This is a genomic window from Pseudomonas sp. FR229a, from assembly GCF_030209115.1.
Classification (GTDB): Bacteria; Pseudomonadota; Gammaproteobacteria; order Pseudomonadales; family Pseudomonadaceae; genus Aquipseudomonas; species Aquipseudomonas moraviensis_A.
Map to the genome: position 1 here is coordinate 158493 of NZ_JARVSP010000009.1, position 21003 is coordinate 179495.

Sequence of the window (21003 nt, forward strand, 5' to 3'; positions counted from 1 at the left end):
AATAAAGGGACGTTTTTCAATGGCAAGTAATTCATCTTCCGCTGTTCATTCAAACGCTTTCAACTTTGGTGAGTTTGTATCAGGAGGCGTTGACCCGCGCACCGGCATGTACACGAGCTCTTTTTCCTTGGGAAAGTTGCACTCGTCGGATCTTAATGGTCCTGAATTTTCACTTTCACTGAGCTTCAATCCGCTCAACCAGGCGGACTCCGGTTTCGGCATCGGTTGGTCTTTGACGATGACCAATTACGACATGCTCAGCAAAGTCATGACGCTGTCCAACGGTGAGCGCTACAAGGCTGCGGAAACATCCACCGGTCTGAAGTTCAGGGAAATGAAGCTGCAAACGGCGAAGGTATTGGTGACCGGAGCAGGGCGCTATGAAGTTCGATACAAGGATGGTCGGCGTGAACTGCTCAAGGTCCTGGCTGGCACTCAGGTCGCCGTAGCGGAAAAAATAATCGCGGCGAACGGTGTGAGCATTTCGCTCAAGCATGAATTATTCAATCAGTTTCCCAGACTGGCCGAAATCCGTGATGCCAAACGATGCCTGCTGAAAATTACCCGCACTGAAGGTCAAGTGAAGTTGACCCGGCATCCTGACACTTCGTCCAGTTCAACCTACAAGTTGATCTTGAAAAACAGTCGGGTAACGGCCATCGAGCTTCCGGTCGGTAACGGCTGGGAGCTGGAATATGAAATCATCGATGGGGCCAGCTACTTGTGGCGCGTCGTCAACCCGTTGCGTGGCGTAGAAATCATTCGCTACAAGCGCCAGGGTCACCATTTCGTCAATGACGGGGAAAAGACACTCCCGTTTGTCATAGCTCACGATGCTTATCCAGGACGTGGCCAGCCCCGGCTTTGCAGGGCATACACATACTCCGACCATAATTTTCTCGGACAAGGCCTTCTCCCGGCCACGGACAATGATCTGGATCCGCTCTATCTGGCGCCCGGTCACTATGTCTACACCTCGGACGAGCAGTTGCTGGTGAGCGGCAAAGTCCATACCCGCATTAAACGCAGCTACAACAAGTTCCATCTGTTGGTGGCTGAGGTTACAACCTGCGGCGACGCCCAGATCGCCACCGCCACGGAGTATCACGGTTCTGTCGCCAAACCTTTCAATGAGCAGTTGGCGCAATTCCGCCTGCCCAAGGTTCAGACGGTGACTTACCTCGATCGGCGCACTCAGCAGAAGCGCGAGGAAACGACCGTCACCGAGTTCGATGGCGAAGGCAACCTGATCAGGCACGTCGAGCCGAGCGGGGTGACGACTTCGACGGAGTTTCATCCGGCAAGCGGAGGCGACAATTGCCCCGAGGATCCGCTGGGGTTTTCCAGATTTCCAAGGAAGAGGACGGTCACCGCTGCCGCGTCGGGCGGTGCTGCGACGGTCACGTACTACGACTATGCCCTGCACCCGGCGTTGGAAGGTGCGGAACTGCCATCCGTATTACCGATCACGGAGCGTTTTTACGAAGTTGTGGAAGGTGTTGAGGTCTTGCGTTCGACTACCGAGCGCAGTTATCTGGACACGCCCAAGGACCCGCTCAAGCACGGGGCCACGAAAGAGCAAAGCATCATTCTGAATGATAAAAAAACCTCTACCGAATTTTCCTATGAGCTTGAGGGTGACAGGTTGCGGGTCAAGTCCAGCACACGCGGATTTGACGGCGCGCTACAGACCAGTGAGAAAGTGCTGTCGACGCTGACCGGATTACAGGTCTCTGAAATCGCTGTCGAGGGCGAGCGCATCGAGCATGAATACGATGCGATCGGCCGCGCAGTGTGCAAAACGGTTGCTTCCGGCACCCCCTATGCTGCTTCTACCCGGTGGGCCTATCTGGCCGCCAGCAAACAGCAGCCGGCTACCGTGGTGACTACCGATCCCGTTGGCGGCGAGCAAAGAGTGACCTATGACGGCCTGGAGCGGGTAGTCACCGTTCAGGAAAAGGACTGCGATCATCCCGACAAGGACGGTCTCATCCAGACGCGCACGCTTTATTCTGCCCTGCATGATTCGGTCGGTCACAGGGTGAAAGCGACGCTGACGGATTGGCGTGATGGCAAGCCGTATCCGGTCAGCACCCGCTACGAATTCGATTCCTGGGGCCAGGTCTGCAAGACGCTGCATGCCGATGGGCGTATCGAACACAGCGAGATGGATCCGGTCCTTCGCCAGCAAACCACCCGGCTCCAGGGGATGGGCAAGACACTCACCGTCATTAGCGACTTCGGTAAACCGCTCAGTGTCGAGAGCTTCAATCTGAAGAACAAGAGTCTCGGCAAGACCGTTTACACCTATGACGGATTCGGGCGCACAACCAGCGAGACAGATCCCGTCGGCAATACCACTCGATATGAATACGACGTTTTTGACCGGATAATTCGCACCGTCCTGCCTGACGCCAGTGAGGTAGTGACCGACTACGCCGAACATAGCGATGAAGGGCTGCCGATCGGCATCAAGGTCGGTGACAAAGCGTTGGGACAGCAGGCCTACGATGGTCTGGGTCGTTTGATACAAAGTACCGTGGGCGGACGAAAGTCCGAGGCTGGCTATGAAGCGGGCTTCACTCAGCCACAGTGGTTCAAGAGTGCTGATGGCCAGAAAACCGAATTCACTTACTTGCGCGATCTGGGCGGTTTGCTGACTGAGCGCAAGGCGGGGGGGCTGGTCACGACCATGACTTATGACCCCGTCAGCGGCAATCCCTTGACCTGTACCGAAAACGGCAGGGAACGCCGTTTCACCTATTACCCTTCCGGGCGCGTGAAAACCGAAACTACGACCCTTGGTGCCGTCACGAAAGCAACATCCCGTACCTGGTCCCTGCAGGGGCGGCCGATCACCCATGTCGATGTACTCGGAGCCGAAAGCACATCCGAATACGATCAGCATGGTCGCCTGCTATCCACCTCGCAGGGCACGCTGAAAACCGAGTTCCACTACAACATACAGACGGGGATGCTGGACTGGACTAAAACCGAAGAAACCTCGATCAAGCGTCAGATGATCACCCGGTTTGCCTATGACGATGTCGGTCGCGAAACCCGCCGTACATTCGAGATTCAGGGCCAACCCGACCAGACCCTGGAGTCGACCTACACGCTGGCTGGCAAACTGGCGCAGAAAGTCTCCAGGCGCGGCACGCAACTATTGCGTGACGAGCAATTCACCTACGATGTGCGCGGGCGTCTGATCCAGTACGACTGTGCCGGCACCCAAAAGCCCCGCGATCCGTATGGCAAGGAAATTGTCCAGCAAACGTTCACCTTCGATGCGCTGGATAACATCCTCACCGTGCAGACTAAGTTCCCGCTGGGCGTGAATCTGACCACGTTCAGTTATGACAATCCCGATCCCGCCCAGCTCAGCGCAGTCAAACATTCCCATGTCGACTATCCACCGGCAGTGACGCTGGAATACGACGCCAACGGCAGGATGATCAAGGACGACCAGGCGCGGACTCTGGCCTATGACGCCTTCGGACGTCTTGAGCAATTGTCCGGCGCAGGGGGATCAGTCATTCGTGGCTACCATTACGACGGTTTCGACGATCTGGTTGAACTGTCGCAACCCGAAAAGACAACTGTGCAGCGTTACTACCACGCAGGCCGGGTCGCCAATGAGGTGAGTGGTGAAAGCTCATCCAGTGTTGTGCGTCACGGTGGCGCGCTGGTGGGCCAACAGCAATTTGGTTTGCACGCTGGCGCGCAGCTATTTGGGACCGATCAGCAGCAAAGCGTGCTGGCAACGCTGGGCAAGGAACAGCTCACCGATTGCGCCTACAGCCCTTACGGCCATCGTCCTGCCGAGGGTGGTTTGTTCAGCTTGGCGGGGTTCAACGGCGAGCAGCTGGATCCGGTGACCGGGCTGTATCTGCTGGGTAACGGTTACAGGGCCTATAGTCCGACATTGATGCGATTCCTCGCCCCCGACAGCATGAGTCCGTTCGGCGCGGGCGGATTGAATGCCTACAGTTATTGCCTGGGCGACCCTGTCAATCGTGTCGACCCTACCGGGCATATCTCCTGGCAATCGATATTGGGCATCGGACTCAGTATTCTCGGGATCGTTGCCAGCGTGTTGACGATGGGCGCCGCGACGCCATGGGCAGTGGCGGCGCTGGGGCTGGCCGTGACTTCAGGCCTGGCGGGTATTGCCAGTGAAGTGGTCAATGAGCTGGCACCGGATTCTCAAGCAGGCGAGATACTGGGCTGGATCAGTTTCGGTCTCGGGCTGGCTTCGCTCGGTGCAGGTTTGGCGGCGGGTGCAAAAGCTGCTGTGAATGCGGGCAGGAAGATGGCTTCAGCGTTTAGCCAAGGGCTTAGTGGCAGGGGCGCAGGAAAAGCGGGGAAATATTTAAAGAAGACCGGGAAAGGCGCCAGGGCTGCGGCCAAAAAAGTCAATGCTCCTGTGGAGCCTGTGGCGGATGAACCTTGGCAATTGGTCAGGGCCACCGGGACGGATGACGTGTTGAGCGCCACCGGTTCCGTGAATTATCAGAAAAAGGCGGAGGATTTCTACAAACTCATTGAAAGCAATAAGTCTGCCCGCCAGGCAGCTGGGGAGGCGGGTCTGGCGTACTCGGAACTAGCCAAATACAGCCAAACCAGAAAGTTGACGCATGTTTATATGACGAAGATCACTGGAGGCGGGGATCGTATTTATCTTCTGGAGGATAGTGCAACGAGAGTTTGCAAAGTCCTTCAGTCGGGCGGCCATTGGTCTCCCGGGCAAACTTCCGCAAGAATAAGAGCGGCGGGAAATATGGATACAGCTCGCATGTGAGCAACCTGAGTACTTGGCTTGCCCTTCATGGGTTTGAAGGTCTGGAGTGCCGTTCCAGTGCCCACTCCACATGTTCCCTGACCAACTCTGACGGATGATCCCGTCGCGCCTTCAACGCTTCCAGCACCGGAATCGTTGAAGGCGCATTGCCCAGTCCTACCGCCAGATTCCTCAACCAGCGCTCATACCCCGCCCGCCGCAACGGCGAGCCTTCGGTGCTGCTCAGGAACGTCTCTTCATCCCATAAAAACAGCTCGGCCAGCTCGGCGTTGTCGAGGTTGTGCCTTGGCTTGAAATCGCCTTCCCCGGAGGGCTTGGCGAAGCGGTTCCATGGGCAGACGATCTGACAGTCATCACAGCCAAATACGCGATTGCCGATCAACGGACGCAGGTCTGCAGGGATGGCGCTTTTCAGTTCGATGGTCAGGTAGGAAATGCAGCGCCGCGCATCCAGCACGTACGGGCCGACGAAGGCGTTGGTCGGGCAGATGTCCAGACACGCAGTGCAACGGCCGCAATGTTCGCTGCTATGCGGTTCATCCACCGGCAACGGCAGGTCGACAAACAGCTCGCTGAGGAAGAAATAACTGCCTGCCTTGCGATTCAGTACAAGGGTGTTTTTGCCGATCCAGCCCAGCCCGGCTTGCTCGGCGATGGCTTTTTCCAGCACCGGCGCGCTGTCGACAAAGGCGCGAAAACCGAACGGGCCGATCTGCGCCTGAATCCTGTCGGCCAATTGCTGCACACGTTTACGGATCAATTTGTGGTAATCGCGGCCCAAGGCATAACGCGACACGTAGGCTTTTTCCGGTTCAGCCAGGCGTTTGGCCATTTCGGTATCGCCGGGCAGGTAGTCCATGCGCAGCGAGACCACGCGCAGCGTGCCCGGTACCAGCTCTTCGGGGTGCGAGCGTTTGCTGCCGTGGGCGCCCATGTAGTCCATTTCGCCGTGGTAGCCGGCCTCGAGCCAGCGCGCGAGGTGCTGCTCATGCTCGGCCAGATCCAGACCGCTGATGCCGACTTGCTGAAAGCCCAGCTCGCGGCCCCAATCCTTGATCGATTGGGCGAGGGCGGGCAGGTCTGTGGTGATGGCGGACATGAGGCGAGAGAAACCGGAGCTGAGGTGCGTATAATTCTGCCAGACATCGGAGCCCGAAGACGCATGCCGCAGACGAAAGATGATTTACCCGACGCGCTGTACCGCGCCGTGCAGGTGCGCGAACTCGACGCACGGCTGATCGCCGCCGGGACGCCGGGCTTCGAATTGATGCAGCGCGCCGCCCGCGCCACCTGGCGCGCACTGCTGCGCAAATGGCCAGCAGTGAATGAACTGACGGTGCTCGCCGGGCACGGCAACAATGCCGGTGACGGTTATCTGGTGGCCGCACTGGCGCTGCGGGCAGGTTGGACCGTGCGCGTACTGGCAGTCGGCGATCCGCAGCGTTTGCAGGGTGATGCCGCACTGGCCCGTGCCGAATCCATAGCTGCTGGCGTTGCGGTGCAGAGCTGGCAGGCAGAGAACGAGCTGCGCGGTGCCGTTCTCGATGCCCTGCTCGGCACGGGTCTCAGTGGCGAAGTGCGTGAGCCGTACGCCGCTGCCATCGCCGCCATCAATGCCAGCGGTTTACCGGTGGTGGCCGTCGATATTCCCTCCGGGCTGTGCGCCGACACCGGTCGGGAACTGGGCGTCGCGGTGCGTGCCGATCTGACGGTGACATTCATCGGCATGAAGGTCGGGCTGTTGACCGGCGACGCAGCGGATCATATCGGTGAACTGGTCTTCAACGATCTGCAAGCCACCGATGACATTTTCAATGACATTCCTGTCTGCGCTCGACGCCTCAGCGCCGCTAATCTTCCGGCAATTGCGCCGCGCGCGCCGACTTCGCACAAGGGCCGCTCTGGCCATGTGCTGTTGATCGGCGGCGATCATGGTTTCGGCGGGGCGATTCTGCTCAGCACTGAAACGGCGTTGCGCAGCGGCGCGGGCATGGTGTCGCTGGCGACCCGTCCCGAGCATGTGCCGGCAGCGCTCACTCGCGTGCCGGAAGCCATGGCCCTCGGCACCTCGTCTGCCAATCAACTGATGGGCCTGCTGGAAAAGGTTTCGGTATTGGTCGTCGGACCGGGCCTTGGCCAGGCAAGCTGGGGCCGCGCCTTGTTGTCGGCAGCCGCCAATGCGTCGGTACCGCAGGTTTGGGACGCCGACGCGTTGAACCTGTTGGCCGGCGGTTTTGTCCAGTTGCCCAGGGATTGCGTGATCACCCCGCATCCGGGCGAGGCGGCGCGGCTGCTCGGCATCAGTACTGGCGAAGTACAGGCCGATCGTCCGGCCGCTGCATTGGCGTTGAGCAAAAGGTATTCAGCGGTAGTGGTTCTGAAAGGCGCCGGTAGTTTGATCGCGCATCCCGATGGGCGTCTGGCCCTGTGTCATCAAGGCCATCCGGCAATGGCCACGGGCGGGCTCGGTGATGTGCTGGCCGGTCTGACCGGCGCATTGCTGGCGCAAGGCATGGACGCTTTCGACGCTGCAAGCCTGGCCGTCTGGCTGCACGCCAATGCCGGCCTGCAACAAGGCAAATTCGGCCGTGGGCTGGCGGCCAGTGATCTGATTCCAGCCATTCGTCAGTTGTTGGAGGAGCATGCACCGTGTCTGAAGTAACCCTGTACCTGGCCGATGAACAGGCCATGAGCGACTTTGGCGCACGGATCGCCCGCGTGACCCAGGGCCATGGCCTGATTTTTCTCGAAGGCAATCTGGGCATGGGCAAAACCACCCTGTCGCGGGGCATCATTCGCGGGCTGGGTCATGTCGGCGCGGTGAAAAGTCCGACCTTCACCTTGGTCGAACCCTACGAGATCGGTGACATCCGCGCCTTCCACTTCGACCTGTATCGCCTGGTCGATCCGGAGGAGCTGGAGTTTCTCGGCATCCGCGACTACTTCGAAGACGACGCGATGTGCCTGATCGAATGGCCCGATAAAGGTGCAGGCTTTTTGCCAAAGCCTGACCTGACCATTACCATTGGCCCGCAAGACAGCGGGCGTTCGCTGAAAATTTTAGCCGAGGGCTCGCGTGGCGAGGCCTGGTGTGCCGCTTTGGCATTGGAATCCAATTAAATGATGGGGTTTGGTATGCGCTTTCGCGCGTTGGTGGCTGCCGCTGGACTGATGTTGATGGCAGTAACCGTCAACGCTGTGGCCGATTCAAAGGTCAACAGCGTGCGCCTGTGGCGGGCGCCGGACAACACGCGACTGGTCTTCGACCTGAGCGGCCCGGTGCAGCACAGCGTCTTCACCCTGACCTCACCGGACCGGCTGGTGATCGACATCAACGGCGCCACCCTCGGTGCGCCGCTGAATGTACAGACCGCGAACACGCCTATCACCGCGATGCGCTCGGCTCAGCGTACGCCGACCGACCTGCGCGTGGTCATCGACCTGAAAAAAGCCGTCACCCCGAAAAGCTTCTCGCTGGCGCCGAATGCGCAGTACGGCAACCGTCTTGTGGTCGACCTGTTCGACAACCCGGCCGACGCCGCACCGCCGCCTGCGCCAACGCCGCAGGTCGCCACCGTGCCAGCGGTGCCGGTAACTCCAACCGAACCTGCAATCAAGTTGCCGCCAGCCCCCGCCGGCAAGCGCGACATTATTGTCGTGATCGACGCCGGCCACGGTGGCGAAGACCCGGGTGCGTCCGGTTCGCGCGGTCAGCGTGAGAAAGACGTGGTACTGCAGATCGCCCGCGAACTGCAGCGTCAGGTCAACGGCATGAAAGGCTTCCGCGCCGAACTGACCCGTACCGGCGACTACTTCATCCCGCTGCGTGGCCGTACCGAAATCGCCCGCAAGAAGGGCGCTGACCTGTTCGTATCCATTCACGCTGACGCTGCGCCGTCGGCTGCAGCCTTCGGTGCTTCGGTGTTTGCCCTGTCTGATCGCGGCGCCACGTCGGAGACCGCCCGCTGGCTGGCCGACAGTGAAAACCGATCCGACCTGATCGGCGGCGCCGGCAACGTCAGCCTCGACGACAAGGACCGCATGCTCGCCGGCGTCCTGCTCGACCTGTCGATGACTGCGTCGCTGACCTCCAGTCTCAACGTCGGCCAGAAGGTTCTGACCAACATCGGTCGGGTCACGCCACTGCACAAACAGCGCGTGGAACAGGCCGGCTTCATGGTGTTGAAGTCGCCGGATATCCCGTCGATCCTGGTCGAAACCGGCTTTATCTCCAACGCCAACGAAGCGAACAAACTGTCTGCATCCAGCCACCAGCAGGCGCTGGCCCGATCGATCAGCAGCGGCGTGCGCCAGTTCTTCCAGCAGAATCCGCCACCGGGCACCTACATCGCCTGGCTGCGTGATTCCGGCAAGATTGCCCAGGGCCCGCGCGACCACCGCGTCGGCCCTGGGGAAACCCTGGCGATGATCGGCGTGCGCTATCAAGTCTCCCCGGCCACTCTGCGCGCCGCCAACAACCTGAAAAGTGATGAGCTGAAAGTCGGTCAGCACCTGACCATTCCCGGCACCGAACTGGCGTCCAAAGAATGAACCAGGTATTGAACACTGCGCGCATCGAGCTGCTCAGCCCGCGGCTGGCGAACCAGATCGCCGCCGGTGAAGTGGTTGAACGTCCGGCCTCTGTTATCAAGGAGCTGCTGGAAAACAGCCTCGACTCCGGCGCCAAGCGTATCGACGTCGATGTCGAGCAGGGCGGCGTCAAGTTGCTGCGGGTGCGCGATGACGGCAGCGGCATTTCTGCCGATGACCTGCCGCTGGCTCTGGCCCGTCACGCCACCAGCAAGATCCGCAACCTCGAAGACCTTGAACAGGTGATGAGCCTGGGGTTTCGTGGCGAGGCGTTGGCGTCGATCAGCTCTGTGGCGCGCTTGACCCTGACCTCGCGCACCCGCGATGCCGATCAGGCCTGGCAGGTCGAGACCGAAGGCCGCGACATGGCACCGCGCGTGCAGCCGGCGGCGCATCCGGTCGGCACCTCGGTGGAAGTTCGCGACCTGTTCTTCAACACCCCGGCCCGGCGCAAATTCCTCAAGACCGAAAAAACCGAATTCGATCACCTGCAGGAGGTGATCAAGCGTCTGGCGCTGGCGCGTTTCGACGTGGCATTTCATCTGCGCCACAACGGCAAGACCATCCTCAGCCTGCACGAGGCCCATGACGATGCGGCCCGTGCGCGGCGCGTGGCGGCGATCTGCGGTTCCGGTTTCCTCGAACAGGCGCTGCCCATCGAGATCGAGCGCAATGGTCTGCACCTGTGGGGCTGGGTCGGTTTGCCGACTTTCAACCGCAGTCAGGCGGACTTGCAGTATTTCTTCGTCAACGGTCGGGCGGTGCGCGACAAACTGGTGGCCCATGCGGTGCGCCAGGCTTATCGCGACGTGCTGTTCAACGGCCGGCATCCGACCTTCGCGTTGTTTTTCGAGGTCGATCCGGCAGCAGTAGACGTCAACGTCCACCCGACCAAGCACGAAGTACGCTTCCGTGACGGGCGCATGGTTCATGACTTCCTGTACGGCACGCTGCACCGTGCGCTGGGCGACGTGCGACCGGAGGATCAACTGGCCGGTTCGGTCACCACGGCGATCGTTCGACCCAGCGGAATCGAGGCGGGCGAATTCGGCCCGCAGGGCGAGATGCGTCTGGCCGCCAATGCGCTGCTCGAGCAGCCGCAGGCGCAACCTGCGTTCAACACGTCATCCGGTGCCAGCGCTGGCGGTGCCTATCAGTACCAATACACGCCGCGGCCGCAATCGACAGTGCCTGCCGCCGAGGCGCAAGCCGCTTACAAAGAGTTTTTCGCGCCGCTGCCAGAAGCCAATGCCAACGCGCTTCCGGCTGGTCAGGAAGATATTCCGCCGCTCGGCTATGCACTGGCGCAGCTCAAGGGCATCTATATCCTGTCTGAGAACGCCCATGGCCTGGTGCTGGTGGACATGCACGCCGCCCACGAGCGGATCATGTACGAACGCTTGAAAATCGCCATGGCCAGCGAAGGCCTGAGTGGTCAGCCGTTGCTGGTGCCGGAGTCGTTGGCGGTCAGTCAGCGCGAGGCCGATTGCGCTGAAGAACATGCGGCGTGGTTTCAGCGACTTGGTTTTGAGTTGCAGCGGCTTGGCCCGGAAACCCTGGCGATCCGGCAGATTCCTGCGTTGCTCAAACAGGCGGAAGCCAATCGGCTGGTCGGCGATGTTCTGTCGGACCTGATGGAATATGGCACCAGCGACCGCATTCAGGCGCACCTCAACGAACTGCTCGGCACCATGGCCTGCCACGGCGCGATCCGCGCCAACCGGCGTCTGGCCCTGCCGGAAATGAACGGCCTGCTGCGCGACATGGAAAACACCGAGCGCAGTGGCCAATGCAACCATGGCCGACCGACCTGGACCCAACTGGGCCTGGACGATCTGGACAAACTGTTCCTGCGCGGTCGTTGATGAGCCAGCTCCCTCCAGCGATATTTCTGATGGGCCCGACCGCTGCGGGCAAGACCGATCTGGCCATCGAGCTGACCAAGGTGCTGCCGTGCGAATTGATCAGCGTCGATTCGGCGCTGGTCTACCGCGGCATGGACATCGGCACCGCCAAGCCTTCGAAAGAGCTGCTGGCCCAATACCCGCACCGGCTGATCGATATCCTCGACCCCGCTGAGGCGTATTCCGCTGCCGATTTCCGCCGCGACGCCCTGCAAGCCATGGCCGAGATCACCGCGCGGGGAAAGATCCCGCTACTGGTCGGCGGCACCATGCTCTATTACAAGGCTCTGGTCGAAGGTCTGGCCGACATGCCGGCGGCCGATCCCGAGGTGCGCGCGCAGATCGAGGAAGAAGCTGCACGTCTGGGCTGGCAAGCGCTGCACGATCAGTTGGCGCAAATCGATCCGGTGTCGGCGGCGCGGATTCATCCAAATGATCCGCAGCGCTTGAGTCGGGCGCTTGAAGTCTATCGAGTCAGCGGGCAGAGCATGACCACCCTGCGTGAGCAACAATCTGCGCAAAGTACTGAAGCAGCCGCTTCGGGACGCCAACAATTGCCCTATACTGTCGCGAACCTGGCCATTGCTCCGGCGAATCGTCAGGTTCTGCACCAGCGAATTGAACAAAGATTCACAAATATGTTGGAACAGGGATTCATCGACGAGGTCGTAGCCCTGCGTAAAAGAAGTGACCTGCATGCCGGGTTGCCGTCTATACGTGCGGTAGGCTACCGCCAAGTCTGGGATTATCTGGACGGCAAGCTGACATTGGCCCAGATGCAGGAGCGCGGCATCATCGCCACGCGCCAATTGGCCAAGCGCCAGTTTACCTGGCTGCGCAGCTGGGACGATTTACACTGGCTGGACAGTCTTGATTGCGACAATCTGCCACGCGCCTTGAAATACCTCGGGACCATCTCCATATTGAGCTGAGTCCTTGCAATTGCCGTCTATCCTTGGGGGTGTGACGGCCGAAGCCATCTGAATTTACCTGTTTTTATTATTGAATCCTTAAAGGAGTGCGGCACATGTCAAAAGGGCATTCGCTACAAGACCCTTACCTGAACACTTTACGTAAAGAGAAAGTCGGGGTTTCCATCTACCTGGTCAACGGTATCAAGCTGCAAGGAACGATCGAGTCGTTCGACCAGTTCGTGATCCTGCTGAAAAACACCGTCAGCCAGATGGTCTACAAACACGCTATCTCGACCGTCGTGCCGGTTCGTCCAATTCGTCTGCCTAGCGCAACCGAAAACGAACAGGGCGATGCCGATGCAGCGCCGGGTAACGCCTGATAGGAGTCTCCTTTGTTCTTTGAGCGCCACGGTGGTGGTGAGCGAGTCATCCTCGTTCACTTGGATGGACAGGACCCTGAGGCGCGCGAAGATCCGCAGGAGTTTCAGGAGTTGGCAAATTCGGCTGGCGCCGAGACCGTTGCGTTTTTTAACGTGCCGCGTCATCGGCCAACCGCCAAATATCTGATCGGCAGCGGCAAGGTCGAGGAACTGCGCGACCTGGTCAAGGCTGAAGAAGCCGATCTGGTGATTTTCAATCACATCCTCACGCCCAGTCAGGAACGCAACCTCGAACGTGTTTTCGAGTGTCGCGTGATCGACCGCACCGGGCTGATTCTCGATATTTTCGCTCAACGCGCACGTACCCATGAGGGCAAGCTGCAGGTCGAACTGGCCCAGCTTGACCACATGAGCACGCGACTGGTTCGCGGCTGGACTCACCTTGAACGTCAGGGTGGCGGCATCGGTATGCGCGGCCCGGGTGAAACCCAGCTGGAAACCGACCGCCGTCTGTTGCGGGTCCGTCTGCGCCAGATCAAGGGGCGGCTGGAGAAGGTGCGCAGTCAGCGCGAGCAGTCGCGCCGTGGCCGATCCCGTGCAGACATTCCTACCGTGTCGCTGGTGGGCTACACCAACGCCGGCAAATCGACACTCTTCAACAACGTGACGAAGTCCGACGTGTACGCGGCCGATCAACTGTTCGCCACACTCGACCCGACCCTGCGCCGCCTGGAGCTTGACGACCTCGGTCCGATTGTCCTGGCCGACACCGTGGGTTTCATTCGTCACCTGCCGCACAAGCTGGTCGAGGCATTTCGGTCTACGCTCGAAGAGTCGAGCAATTCCGACCTGTTGTTGCACGTGATCGATGCGGCCGAACCGGATCGCATGTTGCAGATCGAGCAGGTGATGGTGGTGCTGGGCGAGATTGGCGCTCAGGACTTGCCGATCCTGGAGGTCTATAACAAACTCGATTTGCTTGAAGGCGTCGAGCCGCAGATCCAGCGCGATGCCGATGGCAAGCCGCAACGGGTCTGGCTGTCGGCGCGTGATGGCAGTGGTCTGGAGTTGCTCGAACAAGCGATCGCCGAGTTGCTCGGCAGTGACCTGTTCGTGGGGACCTTGCGCCTGCCGCAACGATTCGCTCGACTGCGTGCGCAGTTCTTCGAACTCGGAGCGGTGCAGAAAGAAGAATACGATGAAGAAGGTGTCAGCCTGCTGGCCGTTCGTTTGCCCCGGATCGAGCTGAATCGATTGGTAAGCCGCGAAGGATTGCAGCCGATGGAATTCATCGAGCAACACACTTTGCAATAAAAGCCTGAAAAAGCGGTTGTGCCGCGACGGCAGGCATTCTGTAGCATTGGTCGGCGCGCCGTGGGTGCGTCTTTGCTTTATCAGATGGAGAGCGCTATGGCTTGGAATGAGCCGGGTGGCAACTCGAATAATCAGGATCCCTGGGGTGGCAAGCGCCGCAATAACGGCGACCGCAAGGGACCACCGGATCTCGACGAGGCCTTCCGAAAGCTGCAGGAAAGCCTGAACGGGTTGTTCGGTGGTGGTAAGAAACGCGGTGATGACGGCGGCGGTTCCGGCAGGAGCAGTGGCGGCTTCGGCGGTCTGCTCGGCATCGGCCTGGTCGTGCTGGCGGCCGTCTGGCTGTACAGCGCGGTTTACGTGGTGGACGAGCAGGAGCAGGCCGTGGTGCTGCGCTTCGGCAAGTACTACGAGACTGTCGGCCCGGGCCTGAACATCTACTTCCCGCCGATCGACAAGAAGTACATGGAGAACGTGACGCGTGAGCGTGCGTACACCAAGCAGGGCCAGATGCTGACCGAAGACGAGAACATCGTCGAAGTGCCGCTGACCGTGCAGTACAAGATCAGCAACCTGCAGGACTTCGTGCTGAACGTCGATCAGCCGGAAATCAGCCTGCAGCACGCGACCGAAAGTGCACTGCGTCACGTGGTCGGTTCCACCGCCATGGACCAGGTCCTGACCGAAGGCCGTGAATTGATGGCGAGCGAAATCAAGGAGCGTCTGCAACGTTTCCTCGATACCTATCGCACCGGTATCACTGTCACCCAGGTCAACGTACAGAGCGCAGCGGCACCGCGTGAAGTGCAGGAAGCCTTCGATGACGTGATCCGCGCCCGTGAAGACGAGCAGCGTTCGCGTAACCAGGCCGAAACCTACGCCAACGGCGTGGTGCCGGAAGCCCGTGGTCAGGCCCAGCGCATCATCGAGGATGCCAACGGTTACCGCGACGAGACCATCTCGCGCGCCAAGGGTGAGGCCGATCGCTTCACCAAGCTGGTCGCCGAGTATCGCAAGGCTCCTGAAGTCACCCGCGAGCGTCTGTACCTGGACACCATGCAGGAAGTCTTCAGCAATACCAGCAAGGTCCTCGTGACCGGCAACAAGAACGGCCAGAGCAATCTGCTCTACCTGCCGTTGGACAAGATGATCCAGAACAGTTCGGGTAATGCACCGGTGACCGGTTCGGCCGCCAGCAACAACACGGACGTCACGCCGCATGTCACTGACGTGCCGCAGACGCGTACAAGGGAGACCCGCTGATGAGCAATAAATCGCTGATCGCCCTGATCGTTGGCGTCGTCGTGGTACTGGTGGGCTGGAATTGCTTCTACATCGTCGCTCAGACCGAGCGCGCGGTGCTGCTGCAATTCGGTCGTGTGGTTCAGGCCGATGTCCAGCCGGGTCTGCATGTGAAGGTGCCTTACGTCAACCAGGTGCGCAAATTCGACGCGCGCCTGCTGACGCTGGATGCACCGACGCAGCGCTTTCTGACCCTGGAAAAGAAAGCCGTGATGGTCGATGCCTACGCCAAGTGGCGGGTGAAAGATGCCGAGCGCTTCTACACCGCGACTTCGGGTCTGAAGCAGATCGCCGACGAGCGTCTGTCCCGTCGTCTGGAATCCGGTCTGCGTGACCAGTTCGGCAAGCGCACCCTGCACGAAGTGGTGTCGGGTGAGCGTGATGCGCTGATGGCTGACATCACTGCATCGCTGAACAAGATGGCGGAAAAAGAGCTGGGTATCGAAGTGGTCGATGTGCGGGTCAAGGCCATCGATCTGCCGAAAGAAGTGAACCGCAGCGTGTTCGAGCGCATGAGCACCGAGCGTGAGCGTGAAGCTCGCGAGCACCGCGCCAAGGGTAACGAGCTGGCCGAAGGCATCCGTGCCGATGCCGATCGTCAGCGCCGCGTGTTGCTGGCCGAAGCCTATCGTGAATCCGAAGAGGTTCGCGGTGACGGTGATGCCCAGGCTGCAGCGATCTACTCCAAGGCCTACGGTCAGGATCAGGAGTTCTACGGTTTCTACCGCAGCCTGCGTGCCTACCGTGAAAGCTTCGCGAACAAATCCGACGTCCTGGTCCTCGACCCAAGCAGCGACTTCTTCCGTTACCTGGAAAAAGCCAAGCCTTGACACGACGTTGACCTGAATCATTCCGCCCGGCGGCTAAAACCTCGGGCGGGGTGATCCTTTCGGAAAACGTGTGTATGATGCGGCAGCCGGGAAATTCCCGGCTTTTTTGCGTCTGCATGTTTGATTGCTGTTTTTGTTGCAGGCGTCGGGTTGAACGGCCCGAGCGTTTTTCGAGGAAAGTGATGGGCGAAGCCGGTAACAGGCCTTTCGCTGCGTCGTTCATGCGCGTGCGTTTTGAACGCCCCGGTCATTTTCTGCTTCACTCAAGGCTCGCCCTCGTGCTGGCCGCCCGGATCAAAGGGGAATGGCGTAATGGCAACGGTAGACCGCTGGCTGCTGCCAGATGGCATCGAAGAAGTACTGCCACCGGAGGCGGCGCGCATTGAAGTCGCGCGTCGTCAGGTGTTGGATCTGTTCCAGAGCTGGGGTTACGAGTTTGTCGTGACTCCCCATATCGAGTACCTGGAATCCCTCCTGACCGGCGCGGGCCAGGACCTGGATCTGCGTACCTTCAAGGTCATCGACCCACAATCGGGCCGGCAGATGGGTTTCCGCGCCGACATCACGCCACAGGTCGCGCGTATCGATGCGCACACCCTGCGTCGCGAGGGTCCGAGCCGTCTGTGCTACGCCGGCAGCGTCCTGCACGCCCAGCCCCGTGCATTGTCGTCCTCGCGCAGCCCGATCCAGCTGGGCGCCGAGTTGTACGGCGATGCCAGCCCGAGCAGCGACGTCGAAGTCATCAGCCTGATGCTGGCCATGCTGCAACTGGCCGATGTGCCGGATGTGCACATGGACCTCGGGCATGTCGGCATCTACCGTGGTCTGGCGCGCGCCGCCGGTCTATCCGGTGAAGTCGAGCAGCAGTTGTTCGATGCCCTGCAGCGCAAGGCCATCGATGAAGTGATTACCCTGACCGAAGGTCTGCCGGCCGATCTGTCGGGCATGCTGCGCGCCTTGGTTGATCTGTGTGGCGGCCGTGAAGTGTTGAATGCTGCGCGCGAGCGTCTGGCCAATGCGCCGGCGCCGGTTCTGGCAGCGCTGGAAGATCTGCTGGCGATTGCCGAGCGGCTTTCCGTGCGCTTCCCGCAGTTGCCGTTGTATTTCGACCTCGGCGAATTGCGCGGCTATCACTACCACACCGGTGTGGTGTTCGCGGTGTTCGTGCCGGGCGTTGGTCAGTCCATCGCTCAGGGCGGTCGTTACGATGACATCGGCGCCGACTTCGGTCGCGCGCGTCCGGCGACTGGCTTCTCTACCGATTTGAAAACCCTGGTGACCCTGGGGCGTGCTGAGATCGAGCTACCGTCTGGCGGTATCTGGATGCCTGACAGTACGGATGCGGCACTCTGGCAGCAGGTTTGCCAGTTGCGCAGTGAGGGTCAGCGTGTCGTTCAGGCGTTGCCTGGACAACCTTTGGCCGCCGCCCGTGATGCGGACTGCGACCGGCAATTGATTCAGCAGAACGGGCTTTGGCAAGTATCGCCACTGGCTTCTTGAGTTTTCCTGCCGGCCATCGCCGGCACCAAGTTTGCGCGAATGAGGACAAGTGTTATGGGTAAGAATGTCGTAGTCCTGGGCACCCAGTGGGGTGATGAGGGCAAAGGCAAGATCGTTGATCTGCTGACCGAACATGCTGCCGCCGTAGTGCGCTACCAAGGTGGCCACAACGCGGGTCACACGCTGGTGATCGACGGCGAGAAAACCGTTTTGCACCTGATTCCGTCGGGCGTGCTGCGCGAAGGCGTGCAATGCCTGATCGGCAACGGCGTGGTGGTTGCACCTGACGCCCTGCTGCGCGAGATCACCAAGCTGGAAGAGAAAGGCGTACCGGTGCGCGAGCGCCTGCGTATCAGCCCGTCCTGCCCGCTGATCCTGTCCTTCCACGTCGCGCTGGACCAGGCCCGTGAAAAGGCCCGTGGCGAGCTGAAGATCGGTACTACCGGTCGCGGCATCGGCCCGGCTTACGAAGATAAAGTTGCCCGTCGTGGCCTGCGTGTCGGCGACCTGCTGAACATGCCACGTTTCGAAGACAAGCTGCGTGAACTGGTGGACTACCACAACTTCATGCTGGTCGGTTACTACAAAGAGCCAGCCATCGAGTTCGAAAAGACCCTGGCCGAGTGCAAGGAATACGCTGAGCTGCTCAAGCCGCTGATGCTCGACGTGACCGCCGAGCTGCACGACCTGCGTCGTGCCGGCAAGGACATCATGTTCGAAGGCGCGCAAGGTTCGTTGCTCGACATCGACCACGGCACCTACCCGTACGTGACCAGTTCCAACACCACCGCTGGTGGCGTAGCGACCGGTTCGGGCGTTGGTCCGATGTTCCTCGACTACATCCTGGGCATCACCAAGGCTTACACCACTCGCGTCGGTTCCGGCCCGTTCCCGACCGAGCTGTTCGATGACGTCGGCGCGCACCTGGCCAAGCAAGGTCACGAGTTCGGCGCTACCACCGGCCGTGCTCGTCGTTGCGGCTGGTTCGACGCCGTTATCCTGCGTCGCGCTATCGATGTGAACAGTATCTCGGGTATCTGCCTGACCAAGCTGGATGTGCTCGACGGTCTGGAAACCATCAACATTTGCGTCGGCTACAAGGATGCCGAAGGCAATGCCGTTGCCCCGACCGATGCGGACAGCTACGTAGGCCTGCAGCCTGTGTACGAAGAAGTGCCGGGCTGGAGCGAATCGACCGTGGGTGCCAAGACCCTGGAAGAGCTGCCGGCCAATGCTCGTGCCTACATCAAACGCGTTGAAGAGTTGATCGGCGCGCCGATCGACATTATTTCGACGGGTCCGGACCGCAACGAAACCATCGTCCTGCGTCATCCGTTTGCCTGATAAGTCGTTGATGCGAAAAACAAAGGCCCCTTAATCGGGGCCTTTGTCGTTTATGCCTGTTGGACGGCATGACCTTTGCTGTGAATCTGTCTACAAGAGTGCCATCAAATTAATGGCGTCAGAAGTAGAGGGATTTAAAGTGTCAGCCGTTCTCTCACTGTTACAAAGCCGTTTGTTGCGGCCGGTGTTCGTTACCCTTGGTATCGCCCTTTTGGTGCAGGTGCTGGTCGCAGTCGCCCTGACGCGGAGCACGGTCACGGCGCTGGAAGCCGATCTGGCCGTGCGCCTGGGTGCCGACAGTCAGAAGCTCTCCGGTGAGCTGGAGCAGGCCGGGCGTGAAGTGACCTCGAGTCTTGATGCGTTATCGGCCAGCACTCGTCAGCGCCTGACCGCCGGTTTGTCTGCCCGCCTCAAAGAAGAGCAGGCGCAACTACGGGCGACCCTCGAAAAGGATCTCAAGGATTCGGCCAACGACATGGCGCAGTTGCTTGCATCCGTAGCGCCGCGTGCCATGTGGGACAGCGACGTACCGACGCTGTCGGAGTTCGCCCGCCGTGCCCAGCGCAACCCCAACGTGCTGTTCGTGGTGTACGACGACGCCACCGGCCAACATCTGACTCGTTATCTCAATCGCGAAAACCCGATCAACAAGGCCTTGCTGGAGAAAGGCCAGGGCGAGCGTGCGCTGGATAAAGTGCTGGATGCGGCGAAAAACGATCCTTCGGTTTACTACCTCGAAGCCTCGATCAATCCCAACGGCGTGGAAATCGGCAAGGTGCTGATGGGCGTGTCCACGGCCTCGGTGGAAACCGATCTGGCAGAGCTCGACAAGCGCTTTCTGGCGCTGATTGCCAGCAGCGATCAACTGGTCGGTGACAGCCTCAAAGGCGCGGCTGCGGACAGTGCCAAGGCCATGCAGGCGCGCCTGCAATCGGCACAGGCCACCGCTGGCGAAATGAAAGCCAACACCGCACAAACCGTTCAAGAGGCGGCTGCGACATTACGCTGGCGCATCGGCCTCGGACTGGCACTGGTCGGTTGCGGCGTGCTGCTGTTGCTGGCGGTGGTGCTGGGTCATCGGGTGGTCAATCGCCTGAAAATGCTCAACGCGGCGATGGATGATCTGGCGGCAGGCGAGGGCGATCTCACCAAGCGTGTGCAGATCAATAGCAAGGATGAGATTGGCGACATGGCATCGGCGGTCAATCGCTTCGTCGACAAGTTGCAGCCGATCGTACGCGAGGCGGGCGACGTCGCTCAGCGCACCGGCGTGGAAATAGGTGCGATGACCTTGCGCAATGCCGGCGCCGATGCGGCTGCCGGGATGCAGCGCGATGAGGTCGCAGAAAGCCTGCGCGCTCTGTCGCAAATGGCCGACGAGGCGCAGTCGGAAAGTCAGGCGATGCAGGCGGCGTTAAAGCAGGTTGTCGACATTCGCCAGGCCACTGATGAGAACACTCGTACTTCCGCCAAAGTCGGCAGCCTGATTGAGGCACTGGCAGGGCAGGTCGATACCGGAGCGAAAGTCATCGAGCGGCTGGCGCAGCAGAGCGAACAGATCGAAGTGGTGCTGACGGTGATTCACGGGATCGCCGAACAAACCAACCTGCTGGCGTTGAACGCTGCGATCGAGGCGGCGCGGGCCGGTGAAACCGGGCGTGGGTTTGCCGTGGTGGCGGATGAAGTGCGTGCCCTGGCGAGCAAGACGCAAAGCTCCACCGGCGATATTCAGGCGCACATCGTCGCTCTGCAGCAGGGCGCGCGTGAAGCGGTCGAAGCGATTGGCCAGGCCGGACGGCAGGCCAGCGAAGGTTTGCTGGTATTGCGCGACAGTGCGCGGTTGCAGCAGTCGGTGCAGGCTTCGGTTGAGCAGGTGCATGCGGCGATCGGTCTGGCGACGCAAGCAGCAGCGCATCAGGCGCAGGGCGCGCAGGCAGTGCGGGGGCGTGTCGAGACGATCCATGCACAGGCCGAAAAAGCGGCGCAGGCAGTGGTGGAAACCACGGCCAGTGGCAAGGTGCTGGATGGTCTGGCGGCGCAGCTGAAAGCCAGCCTGGGGCAGTTCCGCGCTTGATGTTGGCTGGGCTGGCCGCATCGCGAGCAGGCTCACTCCTACATTTGGAA

15 protein-coding genes are annotated in these 21003 nt (G+C 60.4%); 13 read left to right on the plus strand and 2 right to left on the minus strand.

From position 1 onward, the window contains the following. The first annotated feature begins 19 nt into the window (after positions 1–19). A complete protein-coding gene (locus QRN33_RS09690) occupies positions 20–4801 on the plus strand; it encodes an RHS repeat domain-containing protein (RefSeq protein ID WP_285408272.1) in 4782 nt (1593 codons plus the stop codon). A gap of 25 nt (positions 4802–4826) precedes the next feature. Here QRN33_RS09690 and queG read toward each other — a convergent pair whose 3' ends face one another. Beyond that, on the minus strand, positions 4827–5900 hold the full coding sequence (gene queG, locus QRN33_RS09695; RefSeq protein ID WP_285408273.1) for a tRNA epoxyqueuosine(34) reductase QueG: 1074 nt from the start codon (positions 5898–5900) through the stop codon (positions 4827–4829). A 63-nt stretch (positions 5901–5963) separates the two neighbouring features. Between queG and QRN33_RS09700 the strand changes: the two genes are divergently transcribed. From QRN33_RS09700 to hflC, 9 genes are all read left to right on the plus strand, one after another. Further along, the gene (locus tag QRN33_RS09700) at positions 5964–7463 is read left to right on the plus strand and encodes an NAD(P)H-hydrate dehydratase (RefSeq protein ID WP_285408275.1); all 1500 of its coding nucleotides are present in this window, start codon (positions 5964–5966) and stop codon (positions 7461–7463) included. Then, positions 7451–7921, plus strand: coding sequence for a tRNA (adenosine(37)-N6)-threonylcarbamoyltransferase complex ATPase subunit type 1 TsaE (gene tsaE / locus QRN33_RS09705; protein ID WP_042607801.1), 471 nt, complete (start codon positions 7451–7453; stop codon positions 7919–7921). The genes QRN33_RS09700 and tsaE overlap by 13 nt, the downstream gene beginning before the upstream one ends. Before the next feature lie 51 nt (positions 7922–7972). Then, positions 7973–9352 carry an N-acetylmuramoyl-L-alanine amidase gene (locus QRN33_RS09710; protein WP_502944974.1) on the plus strand — a complete coding sequence of 460 codons (1380 nt, stop codon included), beginning with the start codon at positions 7973–7975 and terminating at the stop codon, positions 9350–9352. Continuing rightward, entirely contained in the window at positions 9349–11256 is a 1908-nt protein-coding gene (gene mutL, locus QRN33_RS09715; RefSeq protein WP_042607803.1) for a DNA mismatch repair endonuclease MutL, read from the plus strand. The genes QRN33_RS09710 and mutL overlap by 4 nt, the downstream gene beginning before the upstream one ends. Next, on the plus strand, positions 11256–12227 hold the full coding sequence (gene miaA / locus QRN33_RS09720) for a tRNA (adenosine(37)-N6)-dimethylallyltransferase MiaA (RefSeq protein WP_064363106.1): 972 nt from the start codon (positions 11256–11258) through the stop codon (positions 12225–12227). The genes mutL and miaA overlap by 1 nt, the downstream gene beginning before the upstream one ends. A 95-nt stretch (positions 12228–12322) precedes the next feature. Then, entirely contained in the window at positions 12323–12589 is a 267-nt protein-coding gene (hfq, locus tag QRN33_RS09725) for an RNA chaperone Hfq (protein ID WP_016771947.1), read from the plus strand. 12 nt (positions 12590–12601) lie between these two features. Next, positions 12602–13903, plus strand: a complete 1302-nt coding sequence (hflX, locus tag QRN33_RS09730) for a ribosome rescue GTPase HflX (protein ID WP_042607805.1) — start codon at positions 12602–12604, stop codon at positions 13901–13903. Positions 13904–13999: 96 nt separating this feature from the next. Next, a complete protein-coding gene (gene hflK, locus QRN33_RS09735) occupies positions 14000–15166 on the plus strand; it encodes an FtsH protease activity modulator HflK (RefSeq protein ID WP_024011368.1) in 1167 nt (388 codons plus the stop codon). Continuing rightward, on the plus strand, positions 15166–16035 hold the full coding sequence (gene hflC / locus QRN33_RS09740) for a protease modulator HflC (protein WP_016771945.1): 870 nt from the start codon (positions 15166–15168) through the stop codon (positions 16033–16035). The genes hflK and hflC overlap by 1 nt, the downstream gene beginning before the upstream one ends. Before the next feature lie 17 nt (positions 16036–16052). On the opposite strand, the gene QRN33_RS09745 is transcribed toward hflC, so the two are convergent. Then, positions 16053–16298 carry a hypothetical protein gene (locus tag QRN33_RS09745; protein WP_133247382.1) on the minus strand — a complete coding sequence of 82 codons (246 nt, stop codon included), beginning with the start codon at positions 16296–16298 and terminating at the stop codon, positions 16053–16055. Between the two features lie 49 nt (positions 16299–16347). On the opposite strand from QRN33_RS09745, the gene QRN33_RS09750 reads away from it, so the two are divergent. The 3 genes from QRN33_RS09750 (at position 16348) to QRN33_RS09760 (ending at position 20953) form a co-directional block, all read left to right on the plus strand. After that, a complete protein-coding gene (locus tag QRN33_RS09750) occupies positions 16348–17535 on the plus strand; it encodes an ATP phosphoribosyltransferase regulatory subunit (RefSeq protein ID WP_042607806.1) in 1188 nt (395 codons plus the stop codon). 54 nt (positions 17536–17589) lie between these two features. After that, positions 17590–18879, plus strand: a complete 1290-nt coding sequence (locus tag QRN33_RS09755; RefSeq protein WP_042607807.1) for an adenylosuccinate synthase — start codon at positions 17590–17592, stop codon at positions 18877–18879. A gap of 139 nt (positions 18880–19018) precedes the next feature. After that, positions 19019–20953, plus strand: coding sequence for a methyl-accepting chemotaxis protein (locus QRN33_RS09760; protein WP_083354083.1), 1935 nt, complete (start codon positions 19019–19021; stop codon positions 20951–20953). The last annotated feature ends 50 nt before the right edge of the window (positions 20954–21003 follow it).